This window comes from Flavobacterium sp., from assembly GCF_031423415.1.
Taxonomy (GTDB): Bacteria; Bacteroidota; Bacteroidia; order Flavobacteriales; family Flavobacteriaceae; genus Flavobacterium.
The window spans coordinates 1-13,106 of the sequence record NZ_JANPFL010000127.1; the positions used below are offsets into that span (position 1 = coordinate 1).

Consider the following 13,106-nt stretch of genomic DNA (forward strand, 5'->3'; position numbering starts at 1 on the left):
TCTTAAAACTTCAATATTTGAAAAAATATTTTTCTAAATTTCAAATATTGAGTTCTACAAAGAACACTAAAAAACAAGCAAAACAGTTGAAATGCTTATAAATAGTAGCTTTTCAAGTTTTTATCGGACAACAATGATTAATAATTAAAAAACAAAAATTATGTTATCAATTAAAGAACTTGTAAGTGAAGACCAAGACCCGAAAGTAATTGAAAAAGTATTACCAAAAGTACAAGATTATTGTACTTCAAATGAAGAGATACAATATATAGCTGTGCAAAAGAAAACTCTTGGAGTAAATTTTTCGCCTGATTGCATAGCTTTAACAAACAAAAGAATAATCTTAATTAGACCAAAAACATTTGGTCTAACTTTAGATTTTAAAGATTATTCTTGGATTAATGTTGCCGATGTACATATGAAAGAAGGTGTATTTGCTGCAACTGTGACTATCAAAACTACAACTGGCAAAACTGATAGCATGGAAGATATTCCAAAAGCACAAGCAAGAAGACTTTATAGATTTGCTCAGGAAATGGAAGAGAATAAAAGAGAAGAACGTAGGCATAGAGATTTAGAAGATAAAAGAGCTATTGCTGGTGGTGGAATTACCATTAATACTCCTTCTTCACAACCACAAACTGCAATTGCAGAGGACCCTATGGAAAAATTAACAAAGTTAAAAGTAATGTTAGATAACGGAATTTTGACGCAAGAAGAATTTGACACTGCAAAAAAGGATATATTATCAAAAATGTAAACAAATAATATAATAGTAAGGACTTATAGTTCAAGTCCCTACTATTATTTATAATCTAACTTTAAATGAAAAATCTATTTCTTATAATTGGTGTAATTTTTATTTTATTAAATACATTAACAGGTATATTAATTTCAACATATCATCCATTTAATTATTTAATGGTGGACTTTAGTATTTTATTTTCAACCTTTTTGATTTATTTATTTTCTAATAGTAATATTTCAACAGGTTATAAAATAGGCTTAACCGCTATTTTTATATTGACAGGACTTATAAAAATTGTTTTGTGTCTTGTTTCCTCTCCACAGTTACGAGATAATTTTTTTAATAGTTTCATTATTAGGAATATTAGCTTTTGAAATTACTTGTTTAATAAGTGCATTTACGATGAGAAAATTTTCTTAAAAACAAACAACAAATGTGTTTATAATCACACCTACTTTTTCATTATATAAGAGAAATCAGGAATATACGTGCAAATTGATCCATAACAATTAAATTTTGGGGAGTAACTGAAAATCCATAAGAGTAGGAAAATTAATACTCAAAAAAAATGAAAAAATTAATAGTTTTATCGTGCGCTCTATTCTTGCTAGTATCGTGCAAAAAATCTGTCGAAAATGTTGAAGAACCAATTGTAGAAATTGAAAGTATTGATACAACAGCAGTTGCAGAATCAACTTTAGAAAACATGGAAATTACAAGTACTGGAAGTCAGGACTATGATAAAATGCTTGACGACTATGAAGAATATGTTGATGAGTATGTCAAGTTCTACAAAAAAGCAATGAAAGGTGATACTGATGCATTATCGGAATATCCTGCAATGATGGAAAAAGCAACTGAATTTCAAAAAAGCATCCAAGAAGCACAGGGCAATGACCAATTAAGTGTTAAACAAATTACGAGAATGTCTGAAATACAAACTAAAATGTTACACGCTATGCAGTAATATTTTTTAAGTTGTTCGAAATTTCATTTTAGCAAAATAATAAATAAAACCATTGGGCTAATGCATTATTTTTTTACCAATTGCTCCTTAGTTAATACGACCAAGGAGCAATTTCAAATAATAAATATCCTCAATGAAAAAATGGCTTACTTTATCATTTATATTTTTTTCTACAACCCTATTCTCCCAACCCAAACTCCTTTCCTGGAACCTCGAAAACTTTGGTAAATCAAAATCAGAAACCACAATAACTTTTATTGCTAATACGGTGAACGATTTTGATATTGTCGCCATTCAGGAAGTCGTGGCGGGTGATGGCGGTGCTCAAGCGGTAGCCAGATTAGCAGACGAACTCAACCGAAAAGGAGCTAAATGGGATTACACCATCAGCGACCCAACGAGCAGCAGTGCTTATAAAACCGAGCGGTATGCTTTTCTCTGGAAAACGACTAGGATTAAAAAAATCGGTAAAGCTTGGCTCGAAAAGAAATACCATTTGGAGATTGATAGAGAACCTTATTTCTGTACTTTTCAGTATGCCAATAAACAATTTACCGTAGCTACATTTCACGCCATTACTAAGAAAATGCAACCCGAAACGGAGATTAAATATTTTAAATTCTTGCCTGAGGAATATCCAAAATTGAATTTGATTTTTGTGGGTGATTTCAATTGTCCGCAATCGCACACCGTTTTTAATCCCTTGAAGAAGATGGGGTATTTACCGATGCTCGTAAATCAAAAAACTTCCTTAAAAAAGGAATGCAAAAATGGCGATTGCCTCGCTTCAGAATTTGACAATATGTTTTACAATTCGTTGAAGATTAATTCATTGCACTCGGGTGTGCTTCCTTTTTACAAAAATTTCAATTCCTTGAAAGATGCCCGAATGATTTCAGACCACATTCCTATTTGGCTGGAATTTTCGGTACATTAAAAAATTATTGGAATCTAGTTTGAGGTAATCTCTTGTTTCAAAACATACTTATTAATCATATAGTCCGTCATTGGTTTCAAAGGTTTGCCTGTTTCGGGATTAATTCCAAAAGAATTATAATAGGTCAATTTACCGTTGGCTTTGCTATACCAAACCAAGGGCTTGTCATTTTTAAAAAATTGCGTTTGCTCGTTCACTTCAATTCTTTGGAGATTTATGATGGTATTATCAATTGGAATTATATCATTTTGAGTCAATATTCCTTGCTGTTTTTCCATGCTACAATCTACCCTTTCATAATGGTTGTTTTGCCATTGCATACATTCTTTTTTTGGAAAAAACTTTTGGTTTATTAGATAACCGGAACCCAAAACTAAAAGTAATACCACTCCAATCCTACTCCAACTTTTATCGAAATTACTTTTCGTAGAAATAGCCTCTTCCGAAGATGACTTCGACAATCCAAAAACAAAAGTCTTAATTCCTTGAAAATCATCATCCTTTTCTAGCACTATTTTCGCTAAAGCATCTGTGTTTGTTTTCAAATATTTATTGAAAGGTCTTGGCTCGAAATCCACTAAAATGGAAATTAGATTTAAACTTAGAGCATTTGTTTTCTCTGATTTTCCCTTCAAAAAATTTCCAATTGCTTTAAACTTTTCAATATCAAAATTTTCTATACTTCTTTTTAGATCTTTTCCCTCTGTGACTTGAAAAAAAACCTTGAAGATTTCTTCGTCGCTCTTAGACAAATTGTTTTCTAAAAGCAACAAACACAAATTCCTCAATTGTGCGGGCGAAGGATGCAGTAAAAAACTGGAATAGCTTCCGCTTTTAGCCACCTCATAGTGTTGTTTTACCGCTATTAAAAAATCATTGTATGTCTTTATCATTCTTCAATTTTAATTAGTAAACGGAATTCATCAGAAGTATCGGAAATACTGGAATTCCGCATCAATACTCCAATAAAATCGATAGTTCTTTGCCTCAGAATTAGTTGCTGCTTTGAAATGCATTAGAAGCAAATGTACAAAACTAGTTTGTAATTAATGTGCTAACAGATAGCAGAAATAGCCGGGAAGTGAACTTCAAGCTATTCTGATTAGCACATTAAACTTCCCGAAAAAAATAAGGGTATGGTTTGTTAAATATTCGAATATAAAACTCGAACGGCCATGCCTATGTCTAATTTTTAATACTAAAAAAAATGAAAAATAAATGTATTTTGGCTACTATGGTGGCTTTTGGTTTACTGATTGCATCTTGTTCATCAGACAGTGATGAAATAAAAACTTCTTCGCAAAGACTGACCACCGAGCTGATTTTAAAATCGGGAGATTCTATTCCAACTACTTTTGCCACTGATGATGTTATATTACCTCCAAAAAAACCATAAAAATATAGCGTAATTAGTAGTACAATTCTAAAAAAATACTATTTTAGGGGAATGAAATGTAACCGATTTTATTCCCTTTTTTTTGTCTCTATTTTTTTGGTGTGGATGGTTTCCTGCACCCATAATAAAAATAGAATTTCTACTACTACAAAGTTGGCTATTTCAGAAATAAATCAGTGTTTAGCGCAAGCCCAATCCGATAGTTTGTCCCCTGAACAAAAGCTGGAATTCATTCGTCAATCCCAAATTTTGGCAAAAAAAACTACTATAGATTCTCTCATTTTAAAGACCTATAATAAAGAAGCGGAGTTGTATAATTCTGATTTTCCGAATCGTGCTTTGCCTGTTTTAAAAGATTTCGAAAAGTTGGCCATTGCCAAAAAAGACACTTTGTATATCGCTCATTCGTATCTCAACCTTGGGGAATATTATTATTATTTGAAACAAAACAATACGGCTTTAATTTATTTCAATAAATCGAATGTTGAATTCAAAAATAGTAAAGACAGTTGCAATGTGGTGTATTCCTTGCTGATGATGTCTAGAATTTTAAAAGAAAAAAGCGATTATTATGATATGGAAGCCTTGAATACAGAGGCTCTTAAGTTCATTTCTTCTTGCGATAAAAACATCGAATACAATTACAGTTGTGTTTACAATAATCTAGGAGTGGCTTTGAAACAAACCTTTGACTACGAAAAATCGCTACAGTATTACAAAAAAGCAAGGCAGTATGTGAATGACGATTATTCCGTAATGATGTTGGAAAATAACATTGCCGCTGTTTATACTTTGCTCAATCAACCTCAAAAGTCACTCGACATTTTATTGCGGTTAGACCAATCAAAAAGTAATACTAAAAACGCCGCGATCAATGCTCCCATAGCCAATAATACAGGGCGTGCCTACCTAAAAATGAATGATTTAAGAAGCCTGGACTATTTTTTAAAAGGATTGCGTATTCGACAAGAGGAAAACAATAACTATGGCTTAATTGATTGTTATGCGCATTTAGCTAATTACTATGAAACGAACACCAAAACGATGGGTTTAGCAAAAAATTATGCGCTAAAAAGTTATACAGAAGCCACCAAATTAGGTGTAACAGAAGAACGACTGAACGCATTAAAAATCCTTTCTACCACAAGTTATGGAAAAGAATCGAGCGATTATTTAAGGTCTTATTTCAAATTAAATGACAGTTTAACTGTCATAAAACAAAAAAACAAGAATCAATTTGCCAAAATAAAGTATGATTTTAGTGTTCAAATGGAACAAAATTTAAAATTAAAAACACAGGAAACAGAAAAAGATTTGAATCTTGCCAATTCAAAAAATCAAATCTTAGTATTGTTAATTCTCGGAATACTCAGTATCGGAATCACCATTTTTGGAGCCTATTATTTAAAACAAAAAAATAAAAAAGAAATCCTTCAGGAAGGCTACAATACCGAAACAAGAATTTCGAAACAACTTCATGACGAACTGGCTAACGATGTGTTTCACACGATGACATTTGCCGAAACTCAAAATTTGGTTGACGACACCAACAAAGAAATATTACTCAACAATTTGGAGTTAATTTATAAGCGAACTCGAAATATTTCTAAAGAAAATAGTGCCATTGATACCGGAATTGACTTCGAATTGCATCTCAAGGAAATGATGGCGGATTTCAGTAGTAACGAAGTCAATGTTTTGATCAATGGTATCGAATCAGTCCCTTTTTCTTTGATAGAAAGTACTAAAAAAATCATTGTTTATCGAGTTTTGCAAGAATTACTCGTCAATATGAAAAAACACAGCCAATCGAGTATCGTTGCTATTTCATTTAAAAAAATTGGCCAAAATATACATATTGAATACTCCGATAATGGTATTGGAATTACTTCCGATAAATTTATTTTAAAAAATGGACTGCAAAATGTGGAAAACCGTATTGTAAACATAAACGGAAGCATTAATTTTGATATTACACCAGGAAAAGGATTCAAAGTTAGTTTCTCCTTTCCAGTTTAAATACACTTATTATGTTCCAAAAAGTAATCACCACAGATGATTTAGACTCTATCAACATTGCGGTAATTCAGGCTTTGCAGGAATTGGGCATTGCAACTATTCAACATGCCAAATACTGTGATGAAGCATTTTTGAAAATCAAAAAAGCACAAATGGATGCCGAACCATTTGATTTGCTTATTTCTGATTTGTCCTTCAAAACCGATCACCGCAATGAAAAATTACAATCGGGTGAGGAATTGATTCGTGCTGTAAAAAAAGAACAGCCCAACCTCAAAATTCTTGTTTTTTCTATCGAAGATAAAAACCATCGCATAAAAAATCTGATCGAAGTAGAAGGAGTAAACGGCTATGTTCTAAAAGGTCGTAATAGTATTCCCGAACTCAAAAAGGCAATAAAAAGCATTTATGCCAAAGATACTATTTTCGTATCGCCAACAATTGCCAATCAAATTGGAGATAAATCACTGCTAGAAATTGAAAACTACGATATTGAATTGCTCAAATCCCTTTCGAAAGGGTTTACGCAAGATGAAATTGGGCTTCAATTCAAAAATAACGCAATCGCTCCTTGTGGTTCCAGTAGTATTGAAAAGCGCATCAACAAATTGAAAATTTTCTTTAAGGCGAATAACAATGCACATTTAATTGCCATCACTAAGGATTTGGGTTTGATATAAAATTAAGGAATTTACTATCTAGAACCGGAAAAAGCGCTCAATTTACCAACCCTCGCTAAAGCCATTTTCTAATGCAAGTTGATATTTTTCAACATCAAATTGATACAAATCCCCTTCCTAGAACTTCAGTACTCGGATTATTAAAGTGAAAATTCTGGTGAAATATTTAGTCTAAATTCAAAGAACAATAGCCGCGAACTATATTTATATTCCAATTTTTTTTACCTTTGAAAAATTGAAAACCACAATCCGGAATTTAAGAATTACCATGATTACAAAAGCAACACTAGAAGACATTTCCGCTTTAAACAAACTGATTAATTCAGCCTATCGAGGAGAATCTTCTAAAAAAGGATGGACTACCGAAGCGGACCTCTTAGTAGGTAGCCGAACTACTGAAAAGGAATTAATTGAAATTATTGAAGACAAGAAAAACACCATTCTGAAATTTACAGAAAATAACCAAATTCTAGGCTGTGTTTTGCTGATTGAAAAAAAGGATTTATTGTATTTAGGAATGTTAACGGTCGCGCCTGAGTTGCAAAATAGTGGCATTGGAAAAAAGCTATTACAATATGCTGAAATGCACGCTTCGAAATTGGGCTTGTCTAAAATGGGTATGACAGTGATAACCGTTCGGGAAGAGCTTATTTCGTGGTACAAACGCCACGGATATGAAGACACAGTGGCAAGAGAACCATTTCCAGTGAGCGACGTTTTTAGCCAAACCACAAATGAACCCTTGGAATTTATGGTGTTGGAAAAAAGAATTCTATAGTTTTAATGGCTCGAATATTCGGGAAATTTCATCTTAACAACATTATTTCTCCAAACTCAAAAACGCCTTCCCAATATTCGCAATAACATCCGAAGCGATAAAGGATTGATAACCCGTTTCAGGCAAAGCAATATCAGCAGTCAATCCCTGAAGATAAACACCAAGAATAGCAGCATCAATCGGTTCGTAGGATTGTGCCAATAAACTCGTAATCATTCCTGTCAACACATCGCCAGTTCCGGCTGTGGCCAAAGCTGCGTTACCAGTTGTGTTTTCATAAATAGTTTCGGCATCGATGATGTAAGTGGGTGCGCCTTTCATTACGATAATAAGATGATGTAGTTTTGAAAAAGCAACAGTCTTTTCAAATTTTGCGGCATCAGAATTCCATTTCCCGATGAGTCTTTCCAGTTCTTTTGGGTGTGGTGTGAAAATCGTTTTATTAGGCAAAAGCGAAATCCAAGCTGCGTTTTGGGATAATATATTCAGCGCATCAGCATCTATAACTAATGGCGTTTTGTGGTTCGTCAAAAATTCGTGAAGTGCATTTTGAGTTTCCAACGCCTGTCCTAAACCGGGTCCAATTCCGATGGCATTGGGCATAAAATTGTATTCTATTTTCGAAATGTGTTTTTCTTGAACATCTGTTAAAACGATCACTTCCGGATTCGCAGTTTGAAGGATTCCGTAACCACAACGCGGAATAAACACCGTGACCAATCCGCAACCAGTTTTCAAACACGCTTTTGAGGACAAAGCCATCGCACCTATTTTGCCATAACTGCCGCCAATTAACAAAGCATGACCCTGAATTCCCTTGTGAGTATGGGTATCAATGGGTTTGTATCTTTTGAGAATTTCGGACTTGTCAATCACAATTGCTGGTTTCATTGTATCAATTTTGTCCTATAAAATTACAACTATGTAATCAATTTTTATTCGATAATTAAGAAAATCTCATCGAGCTTTGATTTAATTTTTTCCATTTGCTAAAATATACCTCACTTTAATAAACCTAAGTTTGTATCGGCAAAAGCAACGGCTATTTTTTTAAATAAATTGTTACAGCGGTAAATTGAAATTTTGAAGTTTGAATAAATGATTGTAGCTTTGAAAAAATCGATTGAACACCAATGAAAAAATACTATCTGCACAACGGCACTGAAAGCAGCGGTCCTTTTGATATCGAAGAATTGAAAGCCAAAAATATCACCAAGGCAAGCCCTGTTTGGTTCGAAGGGATGTTGCATTGGAAAACAGCTGGCGAAATACCTGAACTTAACCAACTTTTCGTGGTAAATCCACCAGTATTTCCCTTGTTTGAAACACGCCAGCCGACACCCAAAGTAGCCACCAAAAAAGAAGCTCGCAAAATTCTGGGTTTGTCTATAAATGTTTTTTTTACCGTTTGTGCTGCTGTTGTATTCTTAATTGGAATTATTGTTTTGAATACTATTGAAGAAAATAGAAGCCGAGAATTAAGAATCAAAAATCATAAAACCGAAGTCGAAAATTACCAATTGGAACTTAAACAAAAAGAATTAGACGAACAAAAAATTCAGGCCGTCATACAAGAAAAAATCGATGCAGAAAGAAAGGCTAGAGCACTCACACAAAACGCTAATAATAGGCTTTTGGAAATAGAAAAACTATTGGCAAGTTTTCAAGACAATATGGTTGAAACCGAAAAAAAACTAGAGCAAGCCTCTGGCTTCAAGCTCTTGAGAACCGGCGCAGAGAAGAAAGAACAAATGGATTTACTTCAAAAAAATATTGACTCTTTCAGAACTGCAATTAATGAACTTAAAAAAGAATCCGATCAGCTGAAACTGGAAATGGAAAAAATTCCAAATTAAACCTGACTATATTGTCATAACGTAATTGCGGCACTATTTTAAGACAGTTCTACACACTCAACTTGACATAATGCTTGCTACTTGCCTATTTATGGATTGATTTTTAGTCAATTTACATTATTCTCAAAATGAAATCTAGAAAATGTCAATTTATAGATATTTTTACACAAAATAGAGTAATTATTATCATATAAATTCGATAAATAGTGATTTTTTTTCAATATTTGTAAGTATCCAATACTATCCTAAAAAATACTTTTGTATGTCCATAAAAATAGCCATTTCACACAAAACAGCTTATAAATTTGATCGAAGTGTAAAGCTATTTCCTCATATTTTTAGGCTCAGACCCGCTGCTCATTCCCGCACCATTATTGAAGCGTATTCCTTTAAAATTTATCCCGAAAGTCACTTTATAAATTGGCAACAAGACCCTTTTGGAAATTATCAAGCAAGGGTAGTTTTTAATGAACCTACAACCGAATTGCGTGTTGAAGTTGAAGTAATCGCCAAACTGAAAGTGATAAATCCGTTTGACTTTTTTGTGGAAGAATATGCCGAAACCTTTCCTTTTAGTTATGAAAATAGGTTATTCAAAGAATTATTTCCATATCTCGAAGTAAAAGAATCTGGAGAAAAATTTGATGCATTTGTGGCGCAATTGGCTCAAACAAAAGACTTAAAAACAGTTGATTTTTTAGTATTTGCCAATCAATTGGTGTTTAATACTTTAAATTATAATATCAGACTTGAAGTAGGCGTGCAAACCAGCGAGCAAACATTGGAAATACAAAGCGGTTCTTGTCGGGATTTTGCTTGGCTTTTAGTACAAGCCATACGAAGTATTGGTTTGGCAACCCGTTTTGTATCAGGTTATTTGGTGCAATTGACTTCGGATGTGAAATCGCTTGATGGTCCATCGGGTCCTGAAAATGATTTCACCGATTTACATGCTTGGGTCGAAGTGTATTTGCCTGGTGCAGGATGGATTGGACTTGATCCAACATCAGGACTTTTTGCTGGCGAAGGACATATTCCGTTGAGCTGTACGCCTGATTATGAAAGTGCTGCTCCAGTTACTGGTGCTACTGAAATTTGTCAAGTGGAATTTGAATTTGACAATACCGTAACCCGCATCTATGAAGATCCACGTGTGACCAAACCGTATACTGAAAAGCAATGGGAAGACATTATGGAGGTGGGTAATGTGGTTGAAAAAGATCTGATTGAAGGCGATGTTCGTTTGACAATGGGCGGCGAACCTACTTTTGTTTCCATTGACGATTTTGAATCTCCAGAATGGAATTCTACTGCCGATGGACCTTTGAAACGTAAATTGGCTTATGACTTGGCATTGCGATTGAAAGGTCGTTTTGCTCACGGCGGATTGCTTCATTTTGGACAAGGAAAATGGTATCCGGGCGAATTATTTCCACGTTGGCAATACGCTTTATACTGGAGAAAAGATGGATCGCCGTTATGGAAAAACGATACTTTGATTGCCAAAGAAGATGGAAAAAAATTTACTTTTCATGATGCTGAACGTTTTGCTATTGAACTGACAAAATATTTGGGAATTGACATCAAAAATATAAATCCTACTTATGAAGACCCGATTTATTGGGCTTTAGAAGAAGGAAAATTACCTGTGAATTTAGACCCGTTGGCTGTAAATCTAAAAGATTCTGTTCAGCGACATACTTTGGCTAAATTATTAGAAAAAGGCTTGAACAATCCTTCGGGTTTTGTTTTGCCTCTAAAATGGATTCACGAAAACCACAATTGGGTAAGTTGCGTTTGGGAATTCCGTAGAGGACAATGTTATTTGATTCCTGGAAACTCTCCGATTGGCTTGCGTTTGCCTTTGGAATCGTTGCCAAAAGTGTCAAAAAACAAAAGAGAACAACCCGTTTCCCGAAGTTTATTTGAAGAATTACCACCATTAGGAGATTATCATCAATCTTTAGAGGAACGCTATGGTAAAACATCAGCCGATTACAAAGCGAATGTGACTCCAAAATTAGAGGGCGAAGAGGAAGATGCAGCACCACTATTATTCGAAGTAGAAACTTTTTCGACTGCTTTGTGTGTGGAAGAACGCGACGGAATTATCTATGTTTTCTTGCCGCCAACCGATTATTTAGAAACCTATTTGGATTTGATTGCGTCCGTTGAAACGACAGCCGAAAAATTACAAATGCCAGTTCGAATCGAAGGCTACCAACCCGAAACCGATTACCGCATCGAAAAAATGATGGTGACTCCTGATCCAGGTGTTATCGAAGTGAATGTGCATCCTGCAAAATCGTGGCAGGAAATTGTAGATCACACTACCGCATTGTATGAAGAAGCATTTCTTTCTCGTTTGGGAACCGATAAATTTATGGTCGATGGCAGACATACTGGTACTGGCGGAGGAAATCACGTGACATTGGGAGCTTCAAAACCAGAAGACAGCCCGTTGTTGCGAAGACCTGATTTGTTGCGCAGTTTAATTACTTATTGGCAACATCATCCGGTTTTGAGTTATCTTTTTGCAGGACCTTTTATTGGGCCAACGAGTCAAGCGCCAAGGATTGACGAAGGTCGGGACGAGCGTTTGTATGAAATGGAAATTGCTTTTGAACAAATTCCGAAAGACAAAGAGATTCCTTTTTGGATGGTCGATCGGATTTTTAGAAATCTACTCACCGACATTACAGGAAATACCCATCGAACTGAATTTTGTATTGACAAATTATACTCTCCCGATTCATCGACAGGACGTTTGGGAATATTAGAATTACGTGCTTTTGATATGCCACCGCACAAACACATGAACTTGGTTCAAAACCTATTGGTGCGTTCTTTGGTTGCCAAATTTTGGAAGGAACCTTACGAGAAAAAATTAGTGCGTTGGGGAACCGAATTGCACGATAAATTCCTGTTGCCCCACTTTGCTTATCTCGATATGATTGATGTGGTGAATGATTTGAAAGCCTCGGGTTATGATTTTGATATTTCGTGGTTTGATCCGTTTTTTGAGTTTCGATTTCCGCATCACGGTGGGATTACAGTTGATAATATTCAATTGGAAATCCGTTTAGGGATTGAGCCTTGGCATGTTTTGGGTGAGGAATTATCCAGCAATGGAACGGCTCGCTTTGTGGATTCTTCCCTAGAAAGATTACAGGTAAAAGTTTCGGGCATCATTCCTGATCGTCATATTTTATTGTGTAAAGGTTGTAGAATTCCGTTGCGAAGTACGGGAACTAAAGGCGAATATGTTGCTGGAATTCGGTATAAAGCTTGGAATCCACCATCGGCATTGCATCCTAATATTGGCGTCGATGTGCCGTTGGTTTTTGATATTGTAGATACTTGGAACAACAAAGTAATTGGTGGTTGCACCTATTTTGTTTCGCATCCTGGAGGTCGAAGTTTTGACACTTATCCTGTAAATAGTTATGAAGCCGAATCGAGAAAAATAAGTCGTTTTTGGGACTTCGGGCATACACCATCAGCAACTACGGAACAAAGTGCGCCAGTAATTGACACACCAACGGTTTCGAGATTTGTGGCTCAAAACAAAACCAATTTAAAACCCGATACACCAATAGAATTAGTCAATCCTGAATATCCGAACACATTGGATTTAAGGCATTATTGGGTGGCGAAAAAATAGTTGTTTTGTCATTTATTTCGAATCGCTAGGACGAGACAGCAATTCTGCGCTAGCCGTTGAG

At 34.9% G+C, this 13,106-nt stretch carries 11 protein-coding genes; 9 read left to right on the forward strand and 2 right to left on the reverse strand.

Annotated elements, in window-relative coordinates; translation table 11 throughout:
• The first annotated feature begins 160 nt into the window (after window positions 1–160).
• The 3 genes from RMO83_RS11495 (at window position 161) to RMO83_RS11505 (ending at window position 2,652) form a co-directional block, all read left to right on the forward strand.
• The gene (locus tag RMO83_RS11495) at window positions 161–760 is read left to right on the forward strand and encodes a PH domain-containing protein (RefSeq protein ID WP_310559836.1); all 600 of its coding nucleotides are present in this window, start codon (window positions 161–163) and stop codon (window positions 758–760) included.
• 556 nt (window positions 761–1,316) lie between these two features.
• Window positions 1,317–1,715 carry a DUF6591 domain-containing protein gene (locus tag RMO83_RS11500; protein ID WP_310559837.1) on the forward strand — a complete coding sequence of 133 codons (399 nt, stop codon included), beginning with the start codon at window positions 1,317–1,319 and terminating at the stop codon, window positions 1,713–1,715.
• Between the two features lie 133 nt (window positions 1,716–1,848).
• A complete protein-coding gene (locus tag RMO83_RS11505; RefSeq protein ID WP_310559838.1) occupies window positions 1,849–2,652 on the forward strand; it encodes an endonuclease/exonuclease/phosphatase family protein in 804 nt (267 codons plus the stop codon).
• A 14-nt stretch (window positions 2,653–2,666) separates the two neighbouring features.
• Here RMO83_RS11505 and RMO83_RS11510 read toward each other — a convergent pair whose 3' ends face one another.
• Window positions 2,667–3,545, reverse strand: coding sequence for a hypothetical protein (locus RMO83_RS11510; protein WP_310559839.1), 879 nt, complete (start codon window positions 3,543–3,545; stop codon window positions 2,667–2,669).
• 314 nt (window positions 3,546–3,859) lie between these two features.
• Here RMO83_RS11510 and RMO83_RS11515 point away from each other — a divergent pair, with 314 nt between their 5' ends.
• The 4 genes from RMO83_RS11515 to RMO83_RS11530 all read left to right on the forward strand — a co-directional run bounded on the left by RMO83_RS11515 (window position 3,860) and on the right by RMO83_RS11530 (window position 7,525).
• The gene (locus RMO83_RS11515; RefSeq protein WP_310559840.1) at window positions 3,860–4,048 is read left to right on the forward strand and encodes a hypothetical protein; all 189 of its coding nucleotides are present in this window, start codon (window positions 3,860–3,862) and stop codon (window positions 4,046–4,048) included.
• Between the two features lie 105 nt (window positions 4,049–4,153).
• Window positions 4,154–6,067 (forward strand): ATP-binding protein, encoded by a 1,914-nt coding sequence (locus RMO83_RS11520; protein ID WP_310559841.1) that lies wholly within the window; start codon window positions 4,154–4,156, stop codon window positions 6,065–6,067.
• A gap of 11 nt (window positions 6,068–6,078) precedes the next feature.
• Complete coding sequence (locus tag RMO83_RS11525; protein WP_310559842.1) at window positions 6,079–6,747, forward strand: response regulator; 669 nt, start codon at window positions 6,079–6,081, stop codon at window positions 6,745–6,747.
• A gap of 235 nt (window positions 6,748–6,982) precedes the next feature.
• A complete protein-coding gene (locus RMO83_RS11530; RefSeq protein ID WP_310559844.1) occupies window positions 6,983–7,525 on the forward strand; it encodes a GNAT family N-acetyltransferase in 543 nt (180 codons plus the stop codon).
• Window positions 7,526–7,567: 42 nt separating this feature from the next.
• On the opposite strand, the gene RMO83_RS11535 is transcribed toward RMO83_RS11530, so the two are convergent.
• The gene (locus RMO83_RS11535) at window positions 7,568–8,416 is read right to left on the reverse strand and encodes an NAD(P)H-hydrate dehydratase (RefSeq protein ID WP_310559845.1); all 849 of its coding nucleotides are present in this window, start codon (window positions 8,414–8,416) and stop codon (window positions 7,568–7,570) included.
• A gap of 242 nt (window positions 8,417–8,658) precedes the next feature.
• Between RMO83_RS11535 and RMO83_RS11540 the strand changes: the two genes are divergently transcribed.
• Together RMO83_RS11540 and RMO83_RS11545 are read left to right on the forward strand one after the other, a co-directional pair.
• A complete protein-coding gene (locus RMO83_RS11540) occupies window positions 8,659–9,381 on the forward strand; it encodes a GYF domain-containing protein (RefSeq protein WP_310559846.1) in 723 nt (240 codons plus the stop codon).
• Window positions 9,382–9,643: 262 nt separating this feature from the next.
• The gene (locus tag RMO83_RS11545; RefSeq protein ID WP_310559847.1) at window positions 9,644–13,045 is read left to right on the forward strand and encodes a transglutaminase family protein; all 3,402 of its coding nucleotides are present in this window, start codon (window positions 9,644–9,646) and stop codon (window positions 13,043–13,045) included.
• Window positions 13,046–13,106: the final 61 nt, after the last annotated feature.

Bases quoted from the DNA above. Each gene is read 5' to 3' on its own strand.
- RMO83_RS11495 (WP_310559836.1), top strand. From the start codon at position 161: ATGTTATCAATTAAAGAACTTGTAAGTGAAGACCAAGACCCGAAAGTA.
- RMO83_RS11500 (WP_310559837.1), top strand. From the start codon at position 1,317: ATGAAAAAATTAATAGTTTTATCGTGCGCTCTATTCTTGCTAGTATCG.
- RMO83_RS11505 (WP_310559838.1), top strand. From the start codon at position 1,849: ATGAAAAAATGGCTTACTTTATCATTTATATTTTTTTCTACAACCCTA.
- RMO83_RS11510 (WP_310559839.1), bottom strand. From the start codon at position 3,545: ATGATAAAGACATACAATGATTTTTTAATAGCGGTAAAACAACACTAT.
- RMO83_RS11515 (WP_310559840.1), top strand. From the start codon at position 3,860: ATGAAAAATAAATGTATTTTGGCTACTATGGTGGCTTTTGGTTTACTG.
- RMO83_RS11520 (WP_310559841.1), top strand. From the start codon at position 4,154: ATGGTTTCCTGCACCCATAATAAAAATAGAATTTCTACTACTACAAAG.
- RMO83_RS11525 (WP_310559842.1), top strand. From the start codon at position 6,079: ATGTTCCAAAAAGTAATCACCACAGATGATTTAGACTCTATCAACATT.
- RMO83_RS11535 (WP_310559845.1), bottom strand. From the start codon at position 8,416: ATGAAACCAGCAATTGTGATTGACAAGTCCGAAATTCTCAAAAGATAC.
- RMO83_RS11540 (WP_310559846.1), top strand. From the start codon at position 8,659: ATGAAAAAATACTATCTGCACAACGGCACTGAAAGCAGCGGTCCTTTT.
- RMO83_RS11545 (WP_310559847.1), top strand. From the start codon at position 9,644: ATGTCCATAAAAATAGCCATTTCACACAAAACAGCTTATAAATTTGAT.